General features: G+C 66.0%; 22 protein-coding genes. 4 read left to right on the top strand and 18 right to left on the bottom strand.

Annotated elements, in window-relative coordinates:
* The first annotated feature begins 16 nt into the window (after positions 1 to 16).
* Positions 17 to 349: a hypothetical protein gene (locus tag GLR48_RS01995; RefSeq protein ID WP_237058232.1), complete on the top strand. Its 333-nt coding sequence runs from the start codon at positions 17 to 19 to the stop codon at positions 347 to 349.
* A gap of 119 nt (positions 350 to 468) precedes the next feature.
* Here the strand turns inward: GLR48_RS01995 and GLR48_RS01990 are convergent, their stop codons facing one another.
* From GLR48_RS01990 to GLR48_RS01975, 4 genes are all read right to left on the bottom strand, one after another.
* Positions 469 to 618 (bottom strand): hypothetical protein, encoded by a 150-nt coding sequence (locus GLR48_RS01990; protein ID WP_237058230.1) that lies wholly within the window; start codon positions 616 to 618, stop codon positions 469 to 471.
* 198 nt (positions 619 to 816) lie between these two features.
* Positions 817 to 1,629 carry a 3-methyl-2-oxobutanoate hydroxymethyltransferase gene (gene panB / locus GLR48_RS01985; RefSeq protein WP_237058226.1) on the bottom strand — a complete coding sequence of 271 codons (813 nt, stop codon included), beginning with the start codon at positions 1,627 to 1,629 and terminating at the stop codon, positions 817 to 819.
* Positions 1,626 to 2,468: a pantoate--beta-alanine ligase gene (gene panC / locus GLR48_RS01980; RefSeq protein WP_237058225.1), complete on the bottom strand. Its 843-nt coding sequence runs from the start codon at positions 2,466 to 2,468 to the stop codon at positions 1,626 to 1,628. Before panC ends, panB begins: the two co-directional genes overlap by 4 nt.
* Before the next feature lie 50 nt (positions 2,469 to 2,518).
* Complete coding sequence (locus GLR48_RS01975) at positions 2,519 to 3,148, bottom strand: DUF7002 family protein (RefSeq protein WP_237058224.1); 630 nt, start codon at positions 3,146 to 3,148, stop codon at positions 2,519 to 2,521.
* Between the two features lie 170 nt (positions 3,149 to 3,318).
* Between GLR48_RS01975 and GLR48_RS01970 the strand changes: the two genes are divergently transcribed.
* Positions 3,319 to 5,817, top strand: a complete 2,499-nt coding sequence (locus GLR48_RS01970) for a GcvT family protein (RefSeq protein WP_237058221.1) — start codon at positions 3,319 to 3,321, stop codon at positions 5,815 to 5,817.
* 127 nt (positions 5,818 to 5,944) lie between these two features.
* On the opposite strand, the gene GLR48_RS01965 is transcribed toward GLR48_RS01970, so the two are convergent.
* On the bottom strand, positions 5,945 to 6,337 hold the full coding sequence (locus GLR48_RS01965; RefSeq protein WP_237058220.1) for a winged helix-turn-helix transcriptional regulator: 393 nt from the start codon (positions 6,335 to 6,337) through the stop codon (positions 5,945 to 5,947).
* A 99-nt stretch (positions 6,338 to 6,436) separates the two neighbouring features.
* Here GLR48_RS01965 and GLR48_RS01960 point away from each other — a divergent pair, with 99 nt between their 5' ends.
* The gene (locus tag GLR48_RS01960) at positions 6,437 to 7,504 is read left to right on the top strand and encodes an SDR family oxidoreductase (protein WP_237058219.1); all 1,068 of its coding nucleotides are present in this window, start codon (positions 6,437 to 6,439) and stop codon (positions 7,502 to 7,504) included.
* 88 nt (positions 7,505 to 7,592) lie between these two features.
* On the opposite strand, the gene GLR48_RS01955 is transcribed toward GLR48_RS01960, so the two are convergent.
* The 13 genes from GLR48_RS01955 to GLR48_RS01895 form a co-directional block, all read right to left on the bottom strand.
* Positions 7,593 to 7,913, bottom strand: coding sequence for a hypothetical protein (locus GLR48_RS01955; protein ID WP_237058218.1), 321 nt, complete (start codon positions 7,911 to 7,913; stop codon positions 7,593 to 7,595).
* A gap of 98 nt (positions 7,914 to 8,011) precedes the next feature.
* Positions 8,012 to 9,085, bottom strand: a complete 1,074-nt coding sequence (locus GLR48_RS01950; RefSeq protein ID WP_237058217.1) for an NAD(P)/FAD-dependent oxidoreductase — start codon at positions 9,083 to 9,085, stop codon at positions 8,012 to 8,014.
* On the bottom strand, positions 9,082 to 10,014 hold the full coding sequence (locus GLR48_RS01945; RefSeq protein ID WP_237058216.1) for an aldo/keto reductase: 933 nt from the start codon (positions 10,012 to 10,014) through the stop codon (positions 9,082 to 9,084). Before GLR48_RS01945 ends, GLR48_RS01950 begins: the two co-directional genes overlap by 4 nt.
* Positions 10,015 to 10,133: 119 nt before the next feature.
* A complete protein-coding gene (locus GLR48_RS01940; RefSeq protein ID WP_237058214.1) occupies positions 10,134 to 10,484 on the bottom strand; it encodes a DUF6614 family protein in 351 nt (116 codons plus the stop codon).
* Between the two features lie 128 nt (positions 10,485 to 10,612).
* Positions 10,613 to 11,698, bottom strand: a complete 1,086-nt coding sequence (locus GLR48_RS01935) for a BMP family ABC transporter substrate-binding protein (RefSeq protein WP_237058213.1) — start codon at positions 11,696 to 11,698, stop codon at positions 10,613 to 10,615.
* Positions 11,699 to 11,723: 25 nt separating this feature from the next.
* Positions 11,724 to 12,638, bottom strand: a complete 915-nt coding sequence (locus GLR48_RS01930; protein ID WP_237058211.1) for an ABC transporter permease — start codon at positions 12,636 to 12,638, stop codon at positions 11,724 to 11,726.
* A complete protein-coding gene (locus GLR48_RS01925; protein ID WP_237058209.1) occupies positions 12,638 to 13,720 on the bottom strand; it encodes an ABC transporter permease in 1,083 nt (360 codons plus the stop codon). Before GLR48_RS01925 ends, GLR48_RS01930 begins: the two co-directional genes overlap by 1 nt.
* Positions 13,721 to 13,888: 168 nt before the next feature.
* Positions 13,889 to 15,406: an ABC transporter ATP-binding protein gene (locus GLR48_RS01920; RefSeq protein ID WP_237058207.1), complete on the bottom strand. Its 1,518-nt coding sequence runs from the start codon at positions 15,404 to 15,406 to the stop codon at positions 13,889 to 13,891.
* Positions 15,403 to 16,143, bottom strand: coding sequence for a xanthine dehydrogenase accessory protein XdhC (gene xdhC, locus GLR48_RS01915; RefSeq protein WP_237058189.1), 741 nt, complete (start codon positions 16,141 to 16,143; stop codon positions 15,403 to 15,405). The genes GLR48_RS01920 and xdhC overlap by 4 nt, the downstream gene beginning before the upstream one ends.
* The gene (gene xdhB / locus GLR48_RS01910) at positions 16,140 to 18,557 is read right to left on the bottom strand and encodes a xanthine dehydrogenase molybdopterin binding subunit (protein WP_237058187.1); all 2,418 of its coding nucleotides are present in this window, start codon (positions 18,555 to 18,557) and stop codon (positions 16,140 to 16,142) included. The genes xdhC and xdhB overlap by 4 nt, the downstream gene beginning before the upstream one ends.
* Positions 18,554 to 19,903 carry a xanthine dehydrogenase small subunit gene (locus tag GLR48_RS01905; RefSeq protein ID WP_237058185.1) on the bottom strand — a complete coding sequence of 450 codons (1,350 nt, stop codon included), beginning with the start codon at positions 19,901 to 19,903 and terminating at the stop codon, positions 18,554 to 18,556. Before GLR48_RS01905 ends, xdhB begins: the two co-directional genes overlap by 4 nt.
* Positions 19,904 to 20,421: 518 nt before the next feature.
* Positions 20,422 to 20,901, bottom strand: coding sequence for an SRPBCC domain-containing protein (locus tag GLR48_RS01900; protein WP_237058183.1), 480 nt, complete (start codon positions 20,899 to 20,901; stop codon positions 20,422 to 20,424).
* On the bottom strand, positions 20,891 to 21,235 hold the full coding sequence (locus GLR48_RS01895; RefSeq protein WP_237058181.1) for an ArsR/SmtB family transcription factor: 345 nt from the start codon (positions 21,233 to 21,235) through the stop codon (positions 20,891 to 20,893). Before GLR48_RS01895 ends, GLR48_RS01900 begins: the two co-directional genes overlap by 11 nt.
* A gap of 102 nt (positions 21,236 to 21,337) precedes the next feature.
* Here GLR48_RS01895 and dnaE point away from each other — a divergent pair, with 102 nt between their 5' ends.
* A complete protein-coding gene (dnaE, locus tag GLR48_RS01890) occupies positions 21,338 to 24,838 on the top strand; it encodes a DNA polymerase III subunit alpha (protein ID WP_237058179.1) in 3,501 nt (1,166 codons plus the stop codon).
* Positions 24,839 to 24,880: the final 42 nt, after the last annotated feature.

The following is a 24,880-nucleotide window of genomic DNA, read 5'->3' as shown; positions in this document are numbered from 1 at the left end:
AATGAAGAAAATACTGATGTCCGCTGCCGGCCTGGCGGCCATGGCGGCCTGCGCGACACCGGTTCCGGTGGGATATAACGGCACCGCGGCCCAGGTGGGCACCCCGATCCCGCTGGTCATCCCCTCCGTGCCAGAGGCCGTGCCGCCGCCTGCGCCGGTCACGACATCGTCGCTCGACGGGCCGGCCTATGCGCCCACGCCGCTGCCATCGACCAACGGCATGGCACCGCCCCCGGTCGAAGTCGGCGTGGTCGGGCCGATCCCGGACGAGCTTCCGACCTTTACGCCAACACCTGCGGCCCCGCTGGGCGGGTCATCGGCCCCGCTGGTGATGGACGAAGACATGTAAGACAGGCGCGCGACCGGCCCTGCGGGTCAGGTCGCGCGCCAAAACAGGACGCTCAGGTCAACTGATGCGTCTTGCGATGCAGGCCCTTGCCGACATGCATCAGACGGACAGGTCCGCGATCAGTCGGCACGCTCCATCAGCGTCATGTAATTCATGCTGGAAAACCGCAACATGTCGTTGTCGGCGCGGCCCGTCACAGAGTCTGCGGGCGACATGCAGCCACCCAAGACCATCAGTGCAGCCAGCGCAATAAGCGTGGTGCGTTTCATACTGCTCTCCTCAAGTCCGCATCTGACGTGCGGTATCTTTTGTTATAACGGGTGCGGCGCAAATAAGATCCCCGTTGACGCGATCCGGCCTCAATTCAGCGTGCGACGTGTCAAAAATACAAAGTAGGTCAGAGTCTGACCGGGAAATGCGGCGCAAATGTGGCGAAGATCCGCCGCATTTGCGCCGCACCCTGCGCGTCAGCGATAGACTTCGTCGTCCGTCGGAAAGGCCCGGGATTTCACATCTTCCGCGTAACGCTTGACCGAATCCTCGATCATCGGACCCAATTGTCCGTAAACCTTGACGAACTTCGGCGTCCACGGATTCAGGCCCAGCATGTCCTCCAGCACCAGGATCTGCCCGTCGCAGTGCACGCTCGCACCGATCCCGATGGTGGGAATCGCCACCTCCTGGGTGATCTTTGCCGCCAGCGGCTCGACCATCCCCTCCAGCACGACGGCAAAGGCCCCGGCCTCGCTGACTGCGCGGGCATCCTCGCGGTGGGCGTCCCATGTCGATTCGTCGCGGCCTTGCGTCTTGAACCCGCCCATGACGTGGGACGACTGCGGCGTCAGCCCCGTATGCGCCATGACGGGAATCCCGCGTTCCACCAGAAAGTGGATCGTCTCGGCCATGCGGGCACCACCCTCCAGCTTGACCGCGCCGCAGCCGGTTTCCTTCATGACCGTGGCGGCATTGCGAAAGGCCACGTTCGGGCTTTCCTCGTAGCTGCCGAAGGGCATGTCGACCACGATCAGCGCGCGCTTCGTGCCGCGCACGACGGCCTTGCCGTGCATGATCATCAGGTCCATCGGCACGCCGACCGTGCTTTCCATGCCGTGCATCACCATGCCAAGGCTGTCACCCACAAGGATGAAGTCAGCGTATTTATCCACGATCGCGGCGGTATGCGCGTGGTAGGATGTCAGCGACACGATGGGATCGCCGCCCTTGCGGTTGCGGATCTGCGGCACGGTCGTGCGGCGAATGGTTTCGGTCTGGGTGCTCATGGGTCGATTTCCTTCTGGTCGATCAGCAAGACATCCCCGAACTGGGCAGAGATCATGATGCCGATGGGGGCGGTGGGATCGCCGGTCGCCGGGGTAAAGTCGGCGACATTGACGATATCGAGGCCGGTCAGCGTCGCGCGCGGCTCGTCCGCGACGATCTCGTGGATCGTCTGCACGGCCTCCTGCACGGTGCCGCCGCGATGGATCGTGTCCTCGGCGGCACGCAGGGCGCGGTGCAGCACACGGGCGGCAGCGCGGTCGCCGGGCGTCAGCCGCACATTGCGCGACGACATGGCAAGGCCGTCGTCCTCGCGCACCGTGGGCACGCCGTGGATGGCAATGGGGATGAACAGGTCTGCCACCATGCGCCGGATCACCGCCAACTGCTGATAGTCTTTTTCCCCGAAATAGGCGGCATCGGCGCCGACGATGTTGAACAGCTTCGTCACCACCGTCGCCACGCCGCGGAAATGTCCCGGCCGCACGGCGCCGTGGTAGGACTGCGCCAGCGCCACGGTTTCGACCACGGTCTGGTCGCCGGGGGGATACATGACGCCGGCATCGGGCATGAAGACCGCCGCCACGCCGGCATCGCGCAGCAGGGCCAGATCCGCGTCTTCGGTCCGGGGATAGGTGTCAAGGTCCGCCGGATTGCCGAACTGCGTCGGATTGACAAAGATCGTCGCCACGACAGAGGCATGATCGGCCTGTGCGGCCGCGATCAGCGCCATGTGGCCCGGGTGCAGCGCGCCCATGGTCGTCACCAGCCCGACGCTGCCGGCCTGACGCAGGTCGCTGACGGCGGCACGCACCTCGGCCACGGTCTTGCAGATCAGCATGGATGCGCCCCCCTTTTTCCGGGCCGTTCTAGGCCACGGCACAGGCCATGTCACGCCTCGCGCGTGATCCGCAACACCGACAATTGCGGCCCCGGGATATCGCAGCGCAGACTCAGTTCCGCCACCGCGTCGCGGCTCTTGACCAGATCCCGCTTGATCCGGTTGGTGCGGAACGCCTCGACCGTGGCGGTGGCAGGGACATAGATCCACGGCCCCCGTCGCGCGGGCTTGCGCAGTGCCGCACCGGAGTTGATGGGCGCAAGATCCAGGTTGTCCGCATAGATATCGAACAGCCCGCCCGCGTCGATTTCCAGCACCACCAGATGCGCGTCCGCGCCAAAGCTGTCGATATAGCTCTGCCGCATCCGGCGCGGCCAGAAGAACACCCGCTCGTCCAGTTGCATCGCCCAGTCGCGCAGGCTGCCCGACGACAGAAAGTCCCCGGCATTGTCCTCTCCGGCCAGCAGCGGGCGCTGATGGTTCAGCGTCATCGGCCCCGCATTTGCAACGATGGTCTCGGGATCCTTGCGCAGGGCCACGTCGGCGGGTGCAAAGCCTGCCTGACGCGCCGCCTCTGCCGGGCGCAGCAAACCGCGCGCACCGATGCCGGTCATGTTCGACTCCAGCGTGACGTGGAATACGCTTTTTCCGACCAGCCGGATGAAATCGTCACGCGTCATGGGGTTAGCATCCTCTCCGGCCAATTTCCCCCACTTTCCGTGAAGCGGTCGGCAATGCAACCCATCAAAGCCCGGCGCGTCGTATTCATGCGCAATTGAGTCGGCTGGTTCTTTCAACCGCACGCGCTTTCCAGCAGATTGCGGACACGTCATCAGCCGGGGAATCGCACATGAAGACCAACGTCAAGGCACTTGTCATCGGCGGCGGTGCCGTCGGCACCTCGATCGCCTACCACCTCGCCCGCGCCGGCTGGGACGACGTCATGCTGCTGGAACGCGACGAACTCACCTCCGGCTCTACCTGGCACGCGGCGGGCCTGCTGCCCTATTTCAACATGAGCTTTGCCACGACCCACATCCACGATTATTCCATCCGCTTCTACAAGACGCTGGAGGAGGAGACGGGCCTGAACGCGGGCTTCGCCGTGGTCGGCAACCTGCGCATGGCCCAGACGGACGAGCGGATGGAGGAATACCAGCTTTACGCCTCTACCGCCGAGACCTGCGGCGTCCCATACGTCTTTCTGACGCCAGAGGAGATCAAGGACCGCTGGCCCCTGATCGAGACGTCCGACCTCAAAGGCGCGCTTTACCACAGCACCGACGGCTACATTAACCCCGCCGACGTGACGATGGCGATGGCCAAGGGCGCGCGGCAGCGTGGCGTGATGATCGAACGCCGCTGGCAGGCCGACGCGTTTCACTGGACGGGCACCCATTGGGAGGTGACGGCAACCAAGATGATCGAGAAGGGCGGCAACCTCGTCCCCTCCGACGAACAGATCGTCATCACCGCCGAACACGTCGTGACCGCCTCTGGCAACCACGCGCAGCGCACGGCCAAGATGCTGGGGATCAAGATCCCGGCGATCCCGGTCGAGCATCAGTTCATCGTCATGGACCGCGACCCCAAACTGGTCGAATGGCGCAAGGACAACCCGGAACACCCCGTCGTCCGCGACGCCGACGCGCAAAGCTACGTGCGCGAAGAGCGTGGTGGCTGGATCCTTGGCGTCTACGAACGGAACGCCCCCGCCCGTTTTGAGTATGGCGTCCCCGACAGCTTCCGCGCGGACCTCTTTGAGCTCGACCTCGACCGGATCGAGGATCAGTACATGGCGATGAACCACCGCATCCCTTCGGCCGAGGACTGCGGGCTGAAAAACAACTTCAACGGCCCGATCTGCTACACCCCCGACGGCAATCCGCTGGTCGGCCCGGCGCCCGGCCTGCGCAACATGTGGCTGGCCGAAGGCTTCTCTTTCGGCATCACCGCCGCCGGCGGCACCGGCTACTACCTCGCGCAGATGATGGTCGACGGCGAGGCCGAGATCGACATGGCGAGCCTCGACCCCAAGCGCTACGGTCCGTGGATGACCACCGAATGGGCGGCGCGCAAGAACGAGGAAGCCTACGAGCACGTCTACATCCTGCACCACCCGGACGAGGAACGCCCCGCCTGCCGCCCGCTGCGCTGTTCGCCCGCCTACGACCGCCAAAAGGCCCGCGGCGCCCAATTCGGTCTGGTGAACGGCTGGGAACGCCCGATCTACTTCGGCCCCGTCGATGCACCCGAGACGTTCGACCACGACAGCCGCAGCTTCCGCCGCGGTGCGTGGTGGCAATACGCGGTGGAGGAGGCCAAGGCGATCCGCGAGAATGTCGGCCTGATCGACGCCACCGCCTTTGCCAAGCATCGCATCAGCGGCCCCGGTGCGACCGCCTTCCTCGACGGGTTTACCACCAACAAGCTGCCGAAGGTCGGCCGCATCAACCTGACCTATGCCCTGACCGCCCACGGCACGACGCGCACGGAATACACCATCGTCCGTCTGGCAGAGGACGATTACTACCTCGTCTCTGCCGGGGCCTGGCACGCCTATGACGAGGATTACCTGTACAAGGCCATCGCCGACGCCGAACCCGCCGTGGGCCGCATCAACGCGGAAGACGTCACCACGAAATACGGCGTCTTCGCCATCGCAGGCCCCAACGCCCGCGCCGTGCTGCAATCGGTCATCAAGGACGCGGATCCCGCGACTGCCTTGTCGAACAAGCGGTTCCCCTGGCTCTCCGCCCGCCAGATCGAACTCGGCATGTGCCCGGTCAACGCGATCCGCGTGGCCTACACCGGCGAGCTTGGCTGGGAACTACACCACCCGATCGAGATGCAGAACTACCTCTTCGACCTGCTGGAAAAGGCGGGCGCTTCGTTCGGGATGAAACTCGTCGGCGCCCGCGCCCAGAACTGGCTGCGGCAGGAAAAATCCTACCGCGCCTTCGGTAACGAACTCGGCCGCGACGCGACCCCGCTGGAGGCGGATCTGCCCCGCTTCGTCGACCTCGCCAAGGATTTCCATGGCAAGGCCGCGATGCAGGCCAAGGGCATCCGCTCCACCTGCGTCACCCTGCTGATCGACGGCCCCGCCGACGCCGACCCCTGGGGCCGCGAAGTGCTCTATGCCGGCGACACCCGTGTCGGCCGCCTGACCTCGGGGGGCTATTCGGTTCACTTCGGCAAGAGCATCGGCATGGGCTACGTCCATCCCGATCACGCGGCTGTCGGCACGCAATTGCAGGTCAAGATGTTCGACCAGCTCTGGCCCTGCGAGATCGTCGAGGATTCCCCCTACGACCCGCAGAATGCCACCATCCGCAAGGACGCCTGATCCGCATTCATCCGACCGGATAAACTCCAAAGGAGGGTGCCGCCCGAGGGCAGCCCCCTCTACGCCGCCACCTTCGGACCCGTTGCACAGGGCTGTGAAAATCCGCCGGACCCTAAGCCCGCGGCCGTCACGCCTTCGGCACCGCAGCGGTACGGCCGCGACGCGCACCGTCGCGCGGCTGCAGTGCGTCCAGCGCGTCGGCGTTGTCGCGGCCCCAGTCATAGACCATGTCCACAAGGTCCACGAACCGCAGACCCAGCGGCGTCAGGGCATAGGTCACCGCAGGCGGCACGGTACTGTCGACCGTCCGGTCGATCAGCCCGCTGGTTTCCATGTCGCGCAGGGTCTGCACGAACATCTTCTTCGACAGCCCCGGCAGGCTGCGGTGCAGGATGCCGCTGCGGGCGGCCCCCCGGTGGCGGGCCTGCAGGGTGTGCAGGATCATGCTGGTCCATTTGGTGGCAAAGATCTCCATCACGCGGCGGGGCGCGCAATCCTCGCGCCAATCGTCATCCAGCATCCCGGTCTCCTTTCGGTGCCTAGGTTCCATTTTGGTGCCGTCTAGCGAAACCGCGCCGGGCTGGCTAGGTGCAGGTCAACCAATGCAAGGACACAGCATATGACCAAGACCGCACTCGTCGTCGGCGCGACCGGCATTCAGGGCAGCGCCATCGCCGCGACACTCGCCGCCGACGGCTGGACCGTCCTCGGCCTTGCCCGCACGCCGCAGGATCAGCCCGGCGTCACCCCCGTCGCCGCTGACCTGCTGGACCCCGCGTCGCTGGCGCAGGCGCTGGACGGCCTGGCACCCACCCACGTCTTTCTGACCACATGGTTGCGGCAGGATACAGAGGCCGAGAACATCCGCGTCAACCGCACCATGGTCCGCAACCTGCTCGACGCCCTGCGCCCCGCGGGCAGCGTGGAACACGTGGCCCTCGTCACCGGTCTGAAACACTACCTCGGCCCGTTCGAGGCCTACGGCAAGGGCACCCTGCCCAAGACCCCGTTCCGCGAGGATCAGGGCCGTCTGGACGTGGCGAACTTCTACTACGCGCAAGAGGATGAGGTTTTTGCCGCCGCCGAGCGCGACGGCTTCGGCTACAGCATCCACCGCCCCCACACGGTGATCGGCAAGGCCGTCGGCAATGCGATGAACATGGGCACGACGCTGGCCGTCTACGCCACGCTCTGCAAGGCGACGGGGCGGCCGTTCCGCTTTCCGGGCTCTCAGGTGCAGTGGGACGCGCTGACCGACATGACTGATGCGCGGCAACTGGCGGATCAGGTGATCTGGGCCGCGACCACGCCTGCCGCCCGGAACGAGGATTTCAACATCGTGAACGGCGACGTCTTCCGCTGGAACTGGATGTGGCACCGGATCGGGGACTACTTCGGCGTCAAGGTCGAAGACTTCGACGGCACCGAACGGCCGCTGGCGGATCAGATGAAGGACGACGCCGCCCTCTGGGCCGACATCGCCCGGCAGCACGGTCTGGCGGAAAGCGACCTCACGCGCCTCGCCTCGCCTTGGCACACGGATGCCGACCTTGGCCGCCCGATCGAGGTCGTGACCGACATGAGCAAGAGCCGTGCGCTGGGCTTCACCGGTTACATCGCGACGGACCGGGCGTTCTTCGACCTCTTCGATCGCCTGCGCGCCGACGGCATCATTCCCAAAGCCTGATCGGGGGACGGGCGCGCGCGTCACACTTTCGGTTATCCCCGGCAGTCAACCTGCCGGGAGCAATCCTGTGTCTCTCATCTTCAGGCTGTTAGCCCTTGCGCCGCCGGTTGCGAAACGTCTCGGCGCGGCGGCGCAGGCGGATGAGCGCCCCGGATACGGGCCGCCGCAACCACGGCACGTCGACCGCCAGCAACAGCAGGCCCACGGGGATCATCCACAGCCCGAAGACCGGCAGGATCGCCAGCAGGCCGCCCAGAATGAACAACACGCCCACCGGCACCCGCACCAGCGCCCAGCCGGGTCGGCTGATCCGCTGCAGCATCGCACCCGCACGCGGGTAATCCCTTCGCAGACGCGCGAACTGGCGTTGCAGGCGGTGGCTCTCTCGGGTGGCGGGGGGCTGTGTCATGACTGGCAGATGGCAGGCGGGGCCGGATCGTCAAGGGGCCGTCGCGGCGGTTTGTCGCGCGACTGTGACAATCCGCCAACGTCCCACAGAAACCGCCCTCAGCCGAACCGGGCCGGCGACAGGGCCTGCGCCAGATCAGCCCCGATTTCGGGCACTCGCTCCGCCAGAATATCGGCGATCAGGGCAGAGGCGGCAGGGGCCGTCTGAAAGCCGTAACCGCCTTGCCCGGCACACCAGACGAAGGACGGCGCATCCACCGCGCGACCCAGCACCAGCTGGCGATCGGGGGCAAAGGTGCGCAGCCCCGCCCATGTGGCAATCGGGCGCGTGACCTCTGGCGTGAAATATTCCTGATAGCGAAACAGCCCCTCGGCCAGCGTCATGTCGTCGGGATAGGCGTCATGGGGATCGACCGGCACTTCCTCGGCCGGGGACACCAGCAGGGCACCCGCGTCGGGTTTGGCGTACCAGTGTTCCCCCGGTCCGAACATCATCGGCCAGCCGCGCAGATCGTGCCCGCCGGGGGCCGCCAGCCGTGCCATCGACCGGCGCAGGGGCTGCAGACCTAAGGTCTTCACCCCCGCCATCGCGGCGATCTGATCGGCCCAGGCGCCCGCCGCATTGACCAGCACCGCAGCCGTCACATCGCCTTGCGGCGTGATCACGCGCCAGCCCGTCGCCTCGCGCGCGATGGCGCTGACGCGCGATGCCGCCATCAGCGTGCCGCCGTTCCCGCGCATCTCGCGCAGGAAGTTCTGCATCAAAAGCTCTGTGTCGATGTCCCAGGCGTCAGCGTGATAGGCCGCCCGGTCCGCGTGGTCCGACAGGATCGGGACCAGCGCACGCGCCTCGGCGGTGGAAATCTCGTCCAGCCCCATATGCGCCAGATCGACGTCAAAGGCGTCTTTCTCGGCGGCGCTGCCCAGCAGCAGCAGCCCGCGCGGCGACAGCACGCCGCCGTTCGCGCTCTCGTGATAGGGGCGGCTGGCGGTGTTCAGCGCGACCGTCGTGGGCTTACCATAGGTCTCCTCGAACAGCGCCGCCGACCGGCCGGAACTGTGATAGCCGGTCTGCGCCTCCGCCTCGATCAGCGTGACGCGGCCCAGGTGCGACAAACGTGCTGCGGCCGAGATTCCGGCCACGCCGCCGCCGATCACGATGAAATCGGTCATGCCTCCTCCAGCCGGTCCGTGGCGGGCGGCGGCGTCGGCGACAGGGCAGTGATGCGGTCGTACAGGTCCGCCGTCATCTGAAACGCATTCGCGGCCAATGACGGGTCAAGCTGCGCCACCGACTTGGCCGAGATGATGGGCGAGGGGGCGGTTGGATGCGCCGCGACCCAAGCCACGGCCAGCGTCGCCGCATCGGTGCCGACCGCGTCCGCCATGTCAGCAAGGGCAGCGCCCGCATCATGCATCCAGTCCCGGCCATAGCGGGCGGCGTACATCTTGTCTTCGGACAACCGGCCCGTTTCGCCGCGGGCATATTTGCCCGTCAGCAGCCCGCCGCCCAGCGGCGAATAGGAACAGACCTTAATCCCCTGATCCGCCGCCATCGGCAGGATCTCGACCTCGGCCTGCCGCTTGACCAGATTGTACATCGGCTGCATCACGTCGATCCGCGTCTCGAAGGTAGCGCAGACCGCCTGCGCCTTCATCACCTGCCACGCGGCATAGTTCGACACGCCGATGTGCCGGATCGCCCCGTCCGCCTGCAGGCGCGCCATCGTGGCAAAGGTCTCCTCCAGCGGCGTTTCGTCGTCCCAGCGGTGCAGATACAGCAGATCGACGCTGTCCATCTGCAGCTGGCTGCGGCAGATATCGAATTGTTCCAGAATGTTGACCCGTCCCGCGCCACCCGCATAGGCCACCTTGGTCGCCAGATAGATCGCGTCACGTTCGGGTGCCACCATCGGCCCCAGCAGCGTCTCAGCCGCCCCTTCCGTATAGCGGACGGCGGTGTCGAAATGGTTCACCCCGGCGGCGCGGGCCGCATCATACATGGCGCGGCTTGTCGCCGCGTCGGCGCGACCGCCGAACTGCATGGTACCAAAGGTCAGGCGGGACAGGGCGGTCCCATCGCGTGTGTGCAAATGTGTCATGGACCAAGCTTTGCATGCCGCCCGTTGGGGCGAAAGGGGGGCCATGCGCCGTCACGTAAAAAGGCGGTGCATGCGCCCCTTGCGATGTCGACCGGGCGCCGGTAACCGCACCGCAGCTGTCAGATCAGCGCCATCCGTTCAGCGCGTTCCGGATCGGGGAAGGGCCGGTAAAGCGCGACATCGACCTCTCCCACCATCTGGTGAACGGTCGTGTAAAGACGTTCGGTCACGTCGTCCTTTGCCGCGGTAAAGCGAAACGCCTGATCCAGTTGCGACAGATCCGCGACCTCGATTTCCAGCAGGAAATCCCGCGCCCGCGGCGCACCAAAGCCCAGTTTTCTGCGGCACATCCGCCAGGACCCGATCACGCCGCTGGTCTTCAGGTGCGTCATCCACGCCTCGACCGCGACGGCAAAGGCGATGGCCTTGGTGTTTTCCTTCAGATCGACCGAGCAGTGGTAAAGGTTCATGTCCGTCCCGCCAGAGAGGTGTGCCGCATCACCTTGCCCGCAAAGCGCTAACAACCGGTTGACGACGCTCTCTGAACGACAAAAGGCCCGCCATCGTTGGCGGGCCTTCCGTGACACTGCAAAACAGATCAGGACGGAATGTCGCCCTCGATCCCCTCGACGTAAAAGTTCATGCCCAGCAGCGTGCCGTCGTCGGCCTTTTCGCCCTCGGCCAGCCAGACGGACCCGTCCTGCTTGTTCACCGGCCCGGTAAAGGGATGCGTTTCGCCGGCCGCGATGGAATCGCGCAGCGCTTCGGCACTGGCCTTGACCTCGGCGGGCACGGCGTCAGAGATCTCGCCGATCTTGACCATGCCGTCGCCGATGCCTTCCCAGACCTGATGCGTCTCCCACGTGCCGTCCATCACGGCGCGGGTGCGGTCGATGTAGTAGGGCGCCCAGTTGTCGATGATCGACGACACCCGGGGAGAGGGCGCATATTCGGCCATGTCGGACGCCTGCCCGAAGGTGATGACGTTACCTTTGGCCTGTGCCGCTGCCTGCGGTGCTGTCGAATCCGTGTGCTGCAGGATCACGTCGGCACCCTGTTCGATCAGCACGTTGGCGGCCTCGGCCTCTTTCGCGGGATCGAACCAGGTGTAGGCCCAGACGATCTTGAACTGTACGTCCGGGTTCACGGCCTTGGCCGCAAGGTAAGAGGAGTTGATGCCGCGGATGACCTCGGGGATCGGGAAGGACCCGATATAGCCGATGATGTTCGACGTGGTCATGTGACCCGCGATATGCCCCTGCACGGCTCGGCCTTCGTAGAAGCGGGCCGAGTAGGTCGCGAGGTTCGGCGCGTCCTTGAAGCCCGTCGCATGCTCGAACTTCACATTCGGGAACTTGGACGCCACCTCGACCGTCTGGTCCATGTAGCCGAAAGAGGTCGTGAAGATCAGGTTGGCACCCTTCAGCGCCATGTCGGTCATGACGCGCACGGCATCGGGGCCTTCGGGGACGGATTCCACGAACATCGTCTCGACGCTGTCGCCGAATTCCTGCTCGATCGCGAGGCGGCCCTCGTTGTGCTGATAGGTCCAGCCGCCGTCGCCCACCGGGCCGACGAAGATGAAGCCGACCTTGGTCTTGGTGTCCTGCGCCAGTACGGGCAGGCCGGTCAGGCCCAGCGCCGCGGCAGCCGCACCGCTGGCCAGCAAAGTTCTTCTTTTCATTGATCGTTTCCCCTGTAGTGCCGCGTTACCGTGCGGCGTGAAAGATACGGCCCAGTGACCCGGGTGCCCGTCCGGCGGACATGATCACCAGAACCGCGATGGTGGCAAGGTAGGGCGACATCGAAAGATACTCGACCGGCACCGCCACCCCCGCCGCCTGCAGATTAAGCTGCAGCACTGTGACGCCGCCGAATAGATAGGCACCCAGCACCAGCCGCCCCGGTTTCCAGCTGGCAAAGACGACGATGGCCAGCGCGATCCAACCTGCGCCCGCTGTCATCCCTTCGGTCCACTGCGGCACGCGCACAAGGCTCAGATACGCCCCGCCCAGCCCCGCACAGGCCCCGCCGAACATGATCGCCAGCATCCGCGTGCGTCGCACGTGATAGCCCAGCGCATGGGCGGCATCGTGATTCTCGCCTACCGCGCGCAGGACCAGGCCAGCGCGGGTCCGGTTCAGGAACCACCAGACTCCGGCCACGATCCCAAGGCCCACATAGACCATTGGATCGTGCTGGAACACGATCGGCCCGATGACCGGAATATCGCCCAGCAGCGGCACGTGAATATCCGGAAACGCCGGCGCCCGGATACCAAGATAGCTTTGCCCCATCAGCGCCGACAGCCCCAGCCCGAACAGCGTCAGCGCAAGGCCCGTCGCCACCTGGTTGGACAAAAGGAACTGCGTCAGCACCCCGAACAGCAGCGAGAGCAGCGCCCCGCCCAGTGCCGCGCCCAGAAATCCCAGCCACGGCGACCCCGTCGCCGTGGCGACGATGAACCCGCAGACGGCCCCGGTGATCATCATCCCCTCGACGCCAAGGTTCAAAACCCCCGCCCGCTCGACCACCAGCTCTCCGATCGCGGCGAGCAGGATCGGCGTGGCGGCCACCATCAGCGAGGCCAGCAGCAGGATCGGGTTAATTGCACTCAGGTCCATCACGCCACCTGTCTCGCGGCGAACCGCACACGGTAATGGGTCAGCACATCGACCGCGAGAAGGAAGAACAACAGCATCCCCTGCAACAACGAAATTGCAGCGGCGGGCAGGCCCAGATTGCTCTGCGCGATGCCGCCACCGATATAGGTCAGCGCCATCAGCCCCCCCGCCAGCAAAATGCCGACCGGATGCAGGCGGCCCAGAAACGCCACGATGATCGCGGTAAAGCCGTAGCCCACGTTGAAATCGATGGTGACCTGCCCCGCGGGTCCCGCCACCTCGAATAGTCCGGCCATGCCCGCCAGCGCGCCCGACAACCCCATGCAGATCAGGATCATCCGCGCGGGATTGACCCCCGCAAAGCGCGCGGCCCGCGGTGCCTGTCCCGCAAGCCGCACCTGAAACCCGAAGATATGCCGCGCCAGCACGACATAGGCAAAGATCACCGCGATCAGCGCGGCCACGACCCCCCAGTGCAAACCCGTGCCCGCAATCAGCTCCAGATTGGCGGCACTGGGATATTGCGCGAGGTTACGGCTGCCCGGAAATCCCATGCCTTCCGGGTTCTTCAACGGCCCCAGCGCCATCGCCGCCAGCAGGCTTTCGGCCACATAAACCAGCATCAGCGACACGAGGATCTCGTTCGTCCCGAACTTCACCTTCAGCACACCCGGGATCATCGCCCAGATCCAGCCGCCGAAGGCCCCAGCCACGATCATCAGCGGAAAGATCCACCGCGTCTCGGCGGGGTACAATGCCAGCCCCACCGCCGCACCGCACAGCGCCCCGATGATGTATTGCCCCTCGGCCCCGATGTTCCAGATCCCCGCGCGAAACCCGAAGCTGAGCCCCACGGCGATCAGCACCAGCGGCGCCCCCTTGATCAGCAGTTGCGGGCGATAGAACCACGCAAACTCCGAAAACAGCGGGTCGAGGAAGATCGTCCGGATCACCTCCACCGGGTTCTTGCCCAGCGCCGCGAACAGCACACCGCCGACCAGCATGGTCAGCACGACCGCCAGCACCGGTGCCGCATAACTCCACAGGCGGCTCGGCTGCGGCCTCTTGTCCAGCACGATCATGCCTGCGTCCCCTGTTTCATGTGGCCGGATAGACGCCCGCCCCGATTATTGAGAGAAGCCAAATGCAGCTTCGAGGCTCCAGAGCCATCAGGGAGTGCCACCGCTCGAACAACCGCACCCCTCCTCGCTTTTTTCCAAATACTCGCCCGCGGCAGGCGTCCCACAGGCTCACACATGCGCGACCTCCAGATCATGCGCGCCACCCAGCATCATCCCGATCTCGTCCACCGTCAGCCCGCGCGCGGGCCGCGACGCCGACAGCCGGCCGTCCGTCAGTGCACAGAACCTGTCCGAGACCTCCATCAACTCGTCCAGATCCTGAGAAATCACGATCACTGCCACGCCCGCGTCCGCCAGCGTCAGCAACGCCTGCCGGATCGCGGCGGCGGCAGCGGCATCCACACCCCAGGTCGGCTGGTTCACCACCAGCACGCGGGGTGCCTGCAGGATCTCGCGCCCGATGACGAATTTCTGCAGGTTGCCGCCCGACAGCGACCGCGCCGTGTTCTCCGGCCCCGGTGTCCGCACATCGAAATCCGCGATGATCTTCTGGGCAAAGGCGCGCGCCGCGGGCCAGCGCAGAAATCCGTGCCGTGCCAGATCCATCCGCCCCACGCCGGTCATCAGCGCATTTTCCGTCAAGGTCATGTCCGGGGCCGCCGCATGGCCCAGCCGCTCCTCCGGTCCGCAGAGCAGCCCCGCGCTGCGGCGCGCATTGACACCCCAGTCGCCGATCTCCGCCTCCGCCAGCCGCACCATGCCGCCTGCCACCGGCATCTCGCCCGACAGCGCCGCGACCAACTCGTCCTGCCCGTTACCGGCCACGCCGCCGATCCCCAGCACTTCGCCGCCGCGCAGGGTCAGGTCGATCCCCTTCAGCGCCGTGCCGAACCGGTGCGGGGCAGGGGCCGCCAGCCCACGCAGCGTCAGCAGCACCGGCCCCTCCGGCCGGGTCGCACGCACGGGCGACTGCAGCACCGTGCCGACCATCAGCTCCGCCATCTCGCGCGGGGCGGTCTGGCGCGGATCGCAGGTTGCCACGACCTGACCCTGCCGCAGCACCGTTGCCGTGTCGCACAGCGCCGCGATCTCGCCCAGCTTGTGCGAGATATAAAGGATCGCCGTCCCCTCGGCCGACAGCTTGCGCAGGGTGGTGAAGAGAATCTCAACCTCCTGCGGCGTCAGCACGCTGGTCGGCTCGTCCATGATCAACAACTTCGGGTCCTGCAGCAGACAGCGCACGATCTCGACCCGCTGCCGCTCGCCCGCCGACAGATCGCCCACGATCCGCTCCGGATCCAGCGGCAGACCGTAAAGCTGGCTCACCCGCCGCACTTCGCCTGCAATCGCGCGGGGCGAGGGTGGATTGTCCATCCCCAGCACGATGTTCTCGGCCACGGTCATCGCATCGAACAGGGAAAAGTGCTGGAACACCATCGCGACGCCTGCACGCCGCGCGGCCCCCGGATCGGCAGGCGCAAAACCCGCACCGTTCAGCGTCATCGTCCCCGCATCGGGCTTCACCAGACCATAGATCGTCTTGACCAGCGTCGACTTGCCTGCTCCGTTCTCGCCGAGCAGTGCATGGATTTCGCCCCGTCCGATGCGGAACGACACATCGCGGTTCGCAATCACACCGGGATAGGCCTTGGTCAGACCGTCCAGTGCCAGCAGGGTTTCTCTCATCCGGCATCCTCAACGGCGCAGGACGCGCCGCGGCCCAGCATCGCCATGGCCACGCCGATGGCAATGGCCTGCGGATGTTTTCCAAGCGCGGGGTCACCGATGGGACACGCGATGCGCGCGATATGGGTGGGCGCGTGACCCAAGGCGGCCAGCCGCCCCCGGAACCGCGCCCATTTCGTTGCCGACCCGATCAGCCCGGCACTGGCAAAATCACGCGACAGCACCGCATGGCAGATCGCCAGATCGATCGCATGGCTGTAGGTCAGGATCAGGTGATGCGCCGCGTCCGGCGCATGCGCCACCGCCCGCGCCGGATCGGCGGCCACCAACGTCGTCACCGCCGCCGCCGCGGGAAACCGCTCTGCCGCCGTATCGACCCAGGTGATCTCCCACGCTGGCAGCGGCGCCATCACGCCGACCAAGGCCCGCCCCACATGCCCCGCGCCATAGATCCAAAGCGGCGCACCGGGCAGGGCCTCCAGCCCCTCGGCCACGGCAAAATCCAGCGTCACCGACCCACCGCAGCATTGTCCCAGCGCCGGTCCCAGCGGCAAGGTCAATACATCTTCCCTGTGCCCCTCTGCCAGCATGGTTCGCGCGTGCTGCATCGCCTGCCACTCCAGCGCGCCACCGCCGATGGTGCCGTCCGTCCGGTCCGCCCAGACCATCATCTGCGTGCCCGCCCCGCGCGGCACCGACCCTGCCGTGCGGGTCACCGTGATGCGGATGCCGGTCACGCCCGCGCCCGACCGATCGCGGCCAGCACCGCCTCCGGCGTCGCGGGCGCCTGCAGATCGGGCCACGCGGGCCCACAGGCCGCCACCGCGTCCCCCAGCGCCAGAAAGGCGGAAATCCCGTGCATGAACGGCGGCTCGCCCACCGCCTTGGACCGGTAGATCGTCGCAGCCGGGTTCGGCTGATCCCACAGCGCCACGTTGAACACGTCCGGCCGGTCCGCACAGGCGGGAATCTTGTAGGTGCTGGGCGCATGGGTCCGCAAACGCCCCGCATCATCCCAGACCAGCTCCTCCGTCGTCAGCCAGCCCGCCCCCTGCACATAGCCGCCCTCGATCTGCCCCAGATCAAGGGCGGGGTTCAGCGACGCCCCCGCATCGTGCAGGATGTCGCAACGCAGGATCCGGTTCTCGCCGGTCAGCGTGTCCACCACGACCTCGGTCACCGCACAGCCTTGCGCGAAATAAAAGAACGGCCGCCCCTGACCCTTCACCCGGTCCCAGGCCAGGTCCGGCGTCTTGTAGAACCCGGTCGCACTCAGCGACACGCGGTTCTGATAGGCCGTCATCACGGCGGCGGCAAAGCTGACCTTCTCCCCCGCCACCTGCACCTGACCGTCGCGGAACCGCACCGTATCCGGCGCCACCTGATGCAATTCCGCCAGACAGACTGCGATCCGGTCACGGATCGTGTCACAGGCAATCGCCACCGCCATCCCGTTCAGGTCTGCGCCCGACGACGCCGCCGTGGCGCTGGTATTCGGCACCTTCCCCGTATCCGTCGCCGTGATCTTCACCGCGCCCACATCGATCCCGAACCGCGATGCCGCCACTTGTGCTACTTTCTGGAACAACCCTTGCCCCATCTCCGTCCCGCCGTGGTTCAGATGCACCGAACCGTCCTGATACACATGCACCAAAGCGCCCGCCTGATTGAGGTGCGTCAGCGTAAACGAAATCCCGAACTTCACCGGGGAAAACCCGATCCCCCGCTTCAACAAGGGGTTCTGCGCGTTCCAATCCGCAATCGCCCCCCGCCGCGCCGCGTAATCGCTCGTCGCCAGCAGCGCCTCCGTCATCCCGTCCAGAATGAAATCCGTCACCTCCATCCCGTAGGGCGTCGCATTCTGCGCCGCTTTTGGCACCGCCACCCGGTCATCCGCGGTCACCTGCGCCCCGCGCGAGGCCACATCCTCCATCCTCGCTTTTTCCGAAATACTCTCGGGGGGCGGCGCATCGCGCCGGGGGGCAGACAGCCCCCCTCCGACCACGCCCATCGGCGCATAGTAATTCACCTGCCGCACCACCACCGGATCCAGCCCCAGCACATGGGCCACGTGATCCATCACCCGCTCGATCCCCAGCACCCCCTGCGGCCCGCCGAACCCGCGAAACGCCGTGGCGCTTTGGGTGTTCGTCTTCAACCGGTGGGACGTGATCCGGCAGGCGTCCAGCAGATAGGCGTTGTCTGCGTGCAGCATGGCCCGGTCGGCCACCGGCAGGGACAGGTCCATGGCCCAGCCGCAGCGGGTGAAATGGGTGAAATCCACGCCCGTCAGACGGCCCCTGTCGTCGAACCCCGCGTCGTAATCGACGCGGAAATCATGCCGCTTGCCGGTCACGATCATGTCGTCGTCGCGGTCATAGCGCATCTTGCAGGGCTTACCCGTCAACCGCGCCGCCACCGCACAGGCGACCGCCAAGGCGTTGCCCTGCGATTCCTTGCCACCAAAGCCGCCGCCCATCCGCCGGACCTCGACCCGGACGGCGTGCATCGGCACACCCAGCGCCTCGGCCACCTTGTGCTGGATTTCCGTCGGGTGCTGGGTGCTGGAATGGACGGTCATGTCGCCGCCTTCCTGCGGCAGCGCGAGGGCCGCCTGACCCTCCAGATAGAAATGCTCCTGACCGCCCATCTCGATCCGGCCCTGCACCCGGTGCGGCGCGCGGCTCAGGGCCGCGGTCACATCGCCCTTCGTCCAGACCCGCGGCCCATCCTCGAACCGGCTGTCGGCGGCCAAAGCCTCCTCCACCGTCAAAATCGGCGTCTCGGCGGCGATCTCGATCTGCCCCAGCCGCGCCGCATGGCGCGCTGCCAGATGGCTCTCCGCCACGACGGCAAACAGCGGCTGGCCCGCGTAATGCATCCGGCCTGTCGCCAGCAACGGCTCGTCGTGGTTACTGGGCGAGACATCGTTGGCAAAGGGCAGATCGGCGGCGGTCAGGACCGCAACGACGCCGGGTGCGCGTCGCACCGCCGTCAGGTCCATCGCCGTGATCGCACCCCGCGCGACCTGGGACAGGCCAAAGGCCAGATGCAGGGTGCCCGCAGGCACCGGCAGATCGTCGATATAGCGCGCAGCACCGGTCACATGCAGGTGGGCGGAATCGTGGGGCAGGGGGGTGGCGACGCTCATGCGCTGACCCTCCGCACATCGACATCGCCGCCCGACAGGTCCGCATGATACCGCCGCAGCATGTTCTGCGCCGCCGCCAGCCGGTAGGCCGCACTCGCCCGCATGTCGCCAAGCGGTTCGAAATCCTGCGCAAAGGCGGGCAGGGCCGCCATCACCGTTTCATCGGTCCAAGGCTGACCCACCAGCGCCGCCTCGACCGCGCCCGCACGCTTGGGCACACCCGCCATACCGCCAAAGGCGATCCGCGCTGCCTGCACCACGCCACCCGTCACTGTCACGTCGAACCCGCCGCAGACCGCGCTGATATCCTGATCGAACCGCTTGCTCAGTTTATAGACCCGGTGCGCCGCACGCCCCCGCGGGATCGTCACACCCGTCACGAACTCGCCGGGCTGCCGGTCCTGTTTGCCGTAGGCGAGAAAGAAATCCTCCAGCGCCAGATCGCGCACCACATCACCCCGCCGCAGATGCAGCACGGCCCCCAGTGCGATCAGCGCCGGCGGGTTGTCACCGATGGGCGAGCCGTTCGCGATATTGCCGCCGATCGTCGCCGCGTTGCGCACCTGCACAGAGCCATAGCGCCGGATCATCGCCGCATAGGAGGGGTACTCCCCTGCCACCGCCTCCAGCACCCGCGTCATCGTGACGCCCGCGCCGAAATGCATGGTATCCTCCGTCACCGAAACCTCTTGCAGGTCCGCGCAGGCATGCAGAAAGGCCACATCGCCCAGATCGCGGAACTGCTTGGTGACCCACAGGCCCACATCCGTCGCCCCGGCGATCAGCGTGCCGTCCGGATGATCCAGATACCACGCCGCCAGCGCATCCGCGTCACGCGGTGCCAGCGGCGTGCCGCCGCCGGGCGCCACGTCGCGCATGTGCTTCGGCACCGGCGCCTCCGCCGCGGCCTGTGCCGCGCGCACGATGGGGGCATAGCCGGTGCAGCGGCACAGGTTGCCCGCCAGCTGGTCATCGTGATCCACCCGGCCGTTCAGATGCGCCGTGGCCATGCTGACCACGAACCCCGGCGTGCAGAAGCCACATTGCGATCCGTGGTGATCGACCATCGCCTGCTGCACCGGATGCAGACCCTCCGGCCCCGCGATCCCCTCGACCGTGCGTACCGCCTTGCCTGCCAACTGCCCCATGAACAGGATGCAGGCGTTCAGGCTCTGCGCGCCGCGGTCGTCCGTCACCATCACGGTGCAGGCCCCGCAGTCGCCTTCGTTGCAACCTTCCTTGGTGCCGCACAGGCCCCGGTCCGTCCGCAGCCAGTCCAGCAACGTGACCGTGGGGGCCGTGCGGGCCGTGACAGTCTCTCCGTTCAGAAGAAACGTGATATCCATGTGAAAACCTGCCGCCTTACCAATATCAGTCGGGTGACGGCGCGACATCGATGCGGCGTAGAGATCGGCCCCCGTTTCGATCACCAAAGCGGCTTGCGGCCCGTTTGGCAAGGGCGCAGGCGCCCGCGTGGCAGTTCCTGTGGCGCAGGGCCTGCCGCCGTGGCCTGTCACGTCATCCTGTCGGGGCCAGACTGCACCGCACCGCAGCTGCCGCCCGCCAAGGCGTCTTTGCGGTCCGAGGCGCGCGGAACCTGCGCGTTTTCAGCATAGGGTGAGGGCGCTTGTGCCTTTCGGTGCCGACAGGACAATCAGGAGACATGCACGCACTGGCGAAAAGTGTGGGCCACGGGCTGCGCGCCCGGCGTCATCAGCGGGTCTGGTGCGGCATGGGGTCTGCTGCCCATGCGGCCAGCCCGCGAATGACGCAGGATGCCCGTGGATGGAGGGGGCAGTGGGGGCGCTGCCCCCGGCCTGCGGCCTCCCCCGAAGTATTTTTGACCAGAAGAAGGGGCGCGCGATTACAGGCCGCGCGCGACCTCTTCCAGCTGCGTGGTGGCGGCGCCCCATCCGTCGAAGAAGCCCATGTCCTTGTGGGTATGGGCGGCCTGCGGCGTCGCATGCATGACAGTCGCGGTATAGGTGCAGCCACCGGGGGCGGCGGCAATCAGGATCTCGGCGGTGAAGGCGAAATCCATGGGGCCGTCGCCCATCGCGTTGGGCCGGAACCCCGGTCCCAGCGCGTTGGTCCAGACCAGCCGCCGGTCGGTGTCCGCCACGAGGATACAGCCTGCGTCGCCTGCCATCGTGCCGTGATCCGGCACCTCCATCACCGTGCGGAAGGTGCCGCCGGGGGTCAGGTTGATCTCGACCGCGGTGGTTGCGACCGGGCGGGGGGCAAACCACTGGCGGATCAGCTCCGGCTCGGTCCAGCAGCGCCAGACGGCGGCGGGCGAGGCGGCCAGCGTGCGGGTGAAGCTCAGGGTCAGATCATCGGTCATCGGCGCTTTCCTTTTCGGCGTCCAGCGCGAGCGCCAGCTGGTCCAAGTGATCCAGCCGGGTTTCCCACAGGCTGCGCTGCCACGCGATCCAGCCCTGTGCCGTCACCAGCGGTGTCGCGTCCAGATGGCAGGTCCGGACGCGGCCCTTCTTGATCGTCTGCACGAGGCCCGCCCGTTCCAGCACTTTCAGATGCTTCATGAAGGTCGGCAGGGCCATCGGATGCGGGGCCGCGAGGTCGCTGACGGACGCAGGCCCGGCCGTCAGGTGTTCCACGATAGCCCGGCGCGTCGGGTCCGACAGGGCGGCGAAAAATTGATTGAGGTGCATGGTCATGGCAGCGATCCTGCACCCGGCGCGGCGGTGTGTCAATAAACTTAGCTTTATGACTAAGCGTTAGCGGCTTTCCCCCGCCTGACCCGCGTCCTATGGTGGCGCATGACCCAATCCCCCCGATTCATCCACCTGCGCGTCCATACGGAATACTCCCTTCTGGAAGGCGCCGTGCCTGTCAAGAAGCTGTCCGGCATGGCCGAGGCGGCAGGCATGCCCGCCGTCGCCGTGACCGACACGAACAACATGTTCGCCGCCCTCGAATTCAGCGAATATGCCTCCAAGGCGGGGATCCAGCCGATCATCGGCTGCCAGATGTCGCTGGCCTACGTGACGCCGGAACCGGGCAAGCGCGCGCCCGATCCCGCCCCCATCGTGCTGCTGGCGCAGACCGAGGCGGGGTATCTGAACCTGATGAAGCTGAACTCTGCCGCCTACCTCGACAATGGCGGGCAGGCGGCGCAGATCGACTTCGACGATCTGAGCCATCACAACACCGGCCTAATCTGTCTGACCGGTGGCCCCGACGGCCCCGTCGGGCGCCTGCTGCGGCAAGGCCAGCGGCCCCGTGCCGAACAGGTGCTGGACACGCTGCACAGCCTCTTTGGCGACCGCCTTTATGTCGAACTGCAGCGTCACCCCGACGGCGGCGGCCTGCCAGAGGCAGAGGCCCTGTCCGAACAGGGCCATATCGAGATGGCCTATGCCAAGGGTCTGCCCATCGTCGCCACGAACGACGTCTATTTCCCCAAGACCGGTCTGTACGAGGCGCATGACGCGCTGTTGTGCATTTCCGAAGGGTCCTATGTCGACCAGTCCGAACCGCGCAGGCGTCTGACGCCGCAGCACTACTTCAAGTCCGAGCGTGAGATGGCGACCCTGTTCGCTGACCTGCCCGAAGCGCTGGAAAACACCATCGAGATCGCGAAGCGCTGCGCCTTCAAGGTCTACAAGCGTGCGCCGATCCTGCCGAAATTCGCCGACGACGAGGTGGCCGAGTTGCGCCGTCAGGCGCAGGAGGGGCTGAAATTCCGCCTGTCGATTATCCCCCACGCGGTGAGTGTGGAGGAGTATGAGGCGCGGCTGGAATTCGAACTCGGCATCATCGAAGGCATGGGATTCCCCGGCTATTTCCTGATCGTGGCCGATTTCATCAAATGGGCCAAGGACAACGGCATCCCCGTGGGGCCGGGTCGTGGTTCGGGTGCCGGTTCACTGGTCGCCTATGCTCTTTTGATCACCGACCTCGATCCGCTGCGTTATTCTCTGCTTTTCGAACGTTTCCTCAATCCCGAACGGGTCTCCATGCCCGACTTCGACATCGACTTCTGCATGGACCGACGCGAAGAAGTGATCCGCTACGTGCAGGAGAAGTATGGCCGCGACAAGGTCGGCCAGATCATCACCTTCGGCGCCCTGCTGTCCAAGGCCGCCGTCCGTGACGTGGGACGCGTGCTGCAGATGCCCTACGGTCAGGTCGACCGGTTGTCCAAGATGATCCCTGTCGAAGGCGTCAAACCGGTTTCGATCGAGAAGGCGCTGGCGGACGAGCCGCGGCTGCGCGAAGAGGCGAAGAACGAGGAAGTCGTCGACCGCCTTCTGAAATACGCGCAACAGGTCGAAGGGCTGCTGCGCAACGCGTCCACCCACGCCGCCGGTGTCGTGATCGGCGACCGGCCCCTAGACGAGCTTGTGCCGCTGTATCAGGACCCGCGGTCCGACATGCCCGCGACCCAGTTCAACATGAAATGGGTCGAACAGGCCGGTCTGGTGAAATTCGACTTTCTGGGCCTCAAGACCCTGACCGTCATCCAGAACGCCGTCGAACTGGTGCGCAAGACCGGGCGGCCCCTGAACCACGCTGCCGATGGCACAGAACTCTACCAGCCGCCCGCAGGCTTTGAGTATGAAATCGGGGCGATCCCGCTGGACGACGAGGCCAGCTACAAGCTCTATGCCTCCGCCAAGACCGTCGCCGTCTTTCAGGTGGAATCCAGCGGCATGATGGACGCGCTCAAGCGCATGAAGCCGACCTGTATCGAGGATATCGTGGCGCTGGTTGCCCTCTACCGTCCCGGTCCGATGGAAAACATCCCTGTCTATTGCGAGGTCAAGAACGGGTTGCGAGAGATCGAATCCGTCCACCCGTCCATCGACCACCTGCTGGCGGAAACCCAGGGCATCATCGTCTATCAGGAACAGGTGATGCAGATCGCGCAGGTCATGGCGGGGTACTCGCTTGGCGGCGCCGACCTGTTGCGCCGCGCCATGGGCAAGAAGATCGCCGAGGAGATGGCCAAGGAACGCCCCAAGTTCGAAAAGGGCGCGATGGCCAATGGCGTGGATAAAAAGAAGGCGAGCGAGGTCTTCGACCTTCTGGAAAAATTCGCCAACTACGGCTTCAACAAGTCCCACGCCGCGGCCTACGCCGTCGTCAGCTATCAGACCGCCTGGATGAAGGCGAACCACCCGGTCGAATTCATGGCCGGCGTGATGAACTGCGATATCCACCTGACCGACAAGCTGGGCGTCTATTTTCAGGAAGTGAAAAAGGGTCTTGGCCTTGGCTACATTCCGCCCTGCGTGAACCGCTCCATGGCGACCTTCGACGTGAAGGACGGCAAGCTGGTCTATGCGCTGGGCGCGCTCAAGAACGTCGGTGTCGAGGCGATGAAGCTGGTCGTCGAAGGGCGCGCAGGCAAACCCTTCGTCAACCTCTTCGACGTGGCCCGCCGGGTCGACCTGAAACGCGTCGGCAAGCGCCCGATGGAAATGCTGGCCCGTGCGGGCGCATTTGATATCCTCGACCCCAATCGACGGCGTGTCATGTCCTCCCTTGATGCGCTCGTTGGCTATTCCGCCGCGATCCATGACCAGAAGTCGTCCAATCAGGTCAGCCTGTTTGGCGAGGCCGGCGATGACCTGCCCGAACCGCGCCTCGCGGGCGGCGACGACTGGCTGCCGGCAGAGCGTCTGGCCGAGGAGTTCAAGGCCATCGGCTTCTACCTCTCCGGTCACCCGCTCGACGACTACATGGGCGCCTTGAAGCGCAAGAATGTGCTGACGCTGGACGAGGTGCTGGTGAAGGCCGAACGCGCCGCCTGCATCGTCAAGATGGCCGGCACCGTGTCGGGCCGTCAGGAACGCAAGTCGGCGCGCGGCAACCGCTTTGCCTTCGTGCAGCTGTCGGACCCCACCGGCCAATACGAAGTCACCATGTTTTCGGACACGCTGGAAGTCGCCCGGGAGCATCTTGAAACCGGCTCTCAGGTCGTGATCCAGGTCGAGGCGACGATGGAATCCGACCAGCTGAAACTGCTGGGCCGCTCTGTCAGTCCGATCGATACCGCCGTCGTCGACGCGACCACCAACGGGCTGCGGGTCTTCCTCGATTGCGCCGACGCGATCCCCTCGGTCGCCTCGATCCTCGAGGCCGCGACCCGGGACAAGGTCAAGGGCGCGCGCGGGCCGATCTATTTCTGCCTGATGGACCCGGACCTGCCGGGCGAGGTCGAACTCGACCTCGGGCAGGACTTCCCGGTCAATCCGCAGATCCGCGGCGCGCTGCGGTCGCTGGGTGGCGTGATAGAGGTGGAAGACGCCTAGTGCCGTCAAAGGGACTCGCTTTGACCGGCGGTGATGCTAATT

It is taken from the genome of Loktanella sp. M215 (assembly GCF_021735925.1).
In the GTDB taxonomy this organism is placed as follows: domain Bacteria; phylum Pseudomonadota; class Alphaproteobacteria; order Rhodobacterales; family Rhodobacteraceae; genus Loktanella.
The sequence above is the reverse complement of the archived record's forward strand: the minus strand, read 5'-3'. Positions and strand labels throughout refer to the sequence as shown.

What these genes read in the sequence shown, in the direction of transcription:
- GLR48_RS01995 (WP_237058232.1), top strand. Translation starts at nt 17, where the DNA reads ATGTCCGCTGCCGGCCTGGCGGCCATGGCGGCCTGCGCGACACCGGTT.
- GLR48_RS01990 (WP_237058230.1), bottom strand. Translation starts at nt 618, where the DNA reads ATGAAACGCACCACGCTTATTGCGCTGGCTGCACTGATGGTCTTGGGT.
- panB (WP_237058226.1), bottom strand. Translation starts at nt 1,629, where the DNA reads ATGAGCACCCAGACCGAAACCATTCGCCGCACGACCGTGCCGCAGATC.
- panC (WP_237058225.1), bottom strand. Translation starts at nt 2,468, where the DNA reads ATGCTGATCTGCAAGACCGTGGCCGAGGTGCGTGCCGCCGTCAGCGAC.
- GLR48_RS01975 (WP_237058224.1), bottom strand. Translation starts at nt 3,148, where the DNA reads ATGACGCGTGACGATTTCATCCGGCTGGTCGGAAAAAGCGTATTCCAC.
- GLR48_RS01970 (WP_237058221.1), top strand. Translation starts at nt 3,319, where the DNA reads ATGAAGACCAACGTCAAGGCACTTGTCATCGGCGGCGGTGCCGTCGGC.
- GLR48_RS01965 (WP_237058220.1), bottom strand. Translation starts at nt 6,337, where the DNA reads ATGCTGGATGACGATTGGCGCGAGGATTGCGCGCCCCGCCGCGTGATG.
- GLR48_RS01960 (WP_237058219.1), top strand. Translation starts at nt 6,437, where the DNA reads ATGACCAAGACCGCACTCGTCGTCGGCGCGACCGGCATTCAGGGCAGC.
- GLR48_RS01955 (WP_237058218.1), bottom strand. Translation starts at nt 7,913, where the DNA reads ATGACACAGCCCCCCGCCACCCGAGAGAGCCACCGCCTGCAACGCCAG.
- GLR48_RS01950 (WP_237058217.1), bottom strand. Translation starts at nt 9,085, where the DNA reads ATGACCGATTTCATCGTGATCGGCGGCGGCGTGGCCGGAATCTCGGCC.
- GLR48_RS01945 (WP_237058216.1), bottom strand. Translation starts at nt 10,014, where the DNA reads ATGACACATTTGCACACACGCGATGGGACCGCCCTGTCCCGCCTGACC.
- GLR48_RS01940 (WP_237058214.1), bottom strand. Translation starts at nt 10,484, where the DNA reads ATGAACCTTTACCACTGCTCGGTCGATCTGAAGGAAAACACCAAGGCC.
- GLR48_RS01935 (WP_237058213.1), bottom strand. Translation starts at nt 11,698, where the DNA reads ATGAAAAGAAGAACTTTGCTGGCCAGCGGTGCGGCTGCCGCGGCGCTG.
- GLR48_RS01930 (WP_237058211.1), bottom strand. Translation starts at nt 12,638, where the DNA reads ATGGACCTGAGTGCAATTAACCCGATCCTGCTGCTGGCCTCGCTGATG.
- GLR48_RS01925 (WP_237058209.1), bottom strand. Translation starts at nt 13,720, where the DNA reads ATGATCGTGCTGGACAAGAGGCCGCAGCCGAGCCGCCTGTGGAGTTAT.
- GLR48_RS01920 (WP_237058207.1), bottom strand. Translation starts at nt 15,406, where the DNA reads ATGAGAGAAACCCTGCTGGCACTGGACGGTCTGACCAAGGCCTATCCC.
- xdhB (WP_237058187.1), bottom strand. Translation starts at nt 18,557, where the DNA reads ATGAGCGTCGCCACCCCCCTGCCCCACGATTCCGCCCACCTGCATGTG.
- GLR48_RS01905 (WP_237058185.1), bottom strand. Translation starts at nt 19,903, where the DNA reads ATGGATATCACGTTTCTTCTGAACGGAGAGACTGTCACGGCCCGCACG.
- GLR48_RS01900 (WP_237058183.1), bottom strand. Translation starts at nt 20,901, where the DNA reads ATGACCGATGATCTGACCCTGAGCTTCACCCGCACGCTGGCCGCCTCG.
- GLR48_RS01895 (WP_237058181.1), bottom strand. Translation starts at nt 21,235, where the DNA reads ATGACCATGCACCTCAATCAATTTTTCGCCGCCCTGTCGGACCCGACG.
- dnaE (WP_237058179.1), top strand. Translation starts at nt 21,338, where the DNA reads ATGACCCAATCCCCCCGATTCATCCACCTGCGCGTCCATACGGAATAC.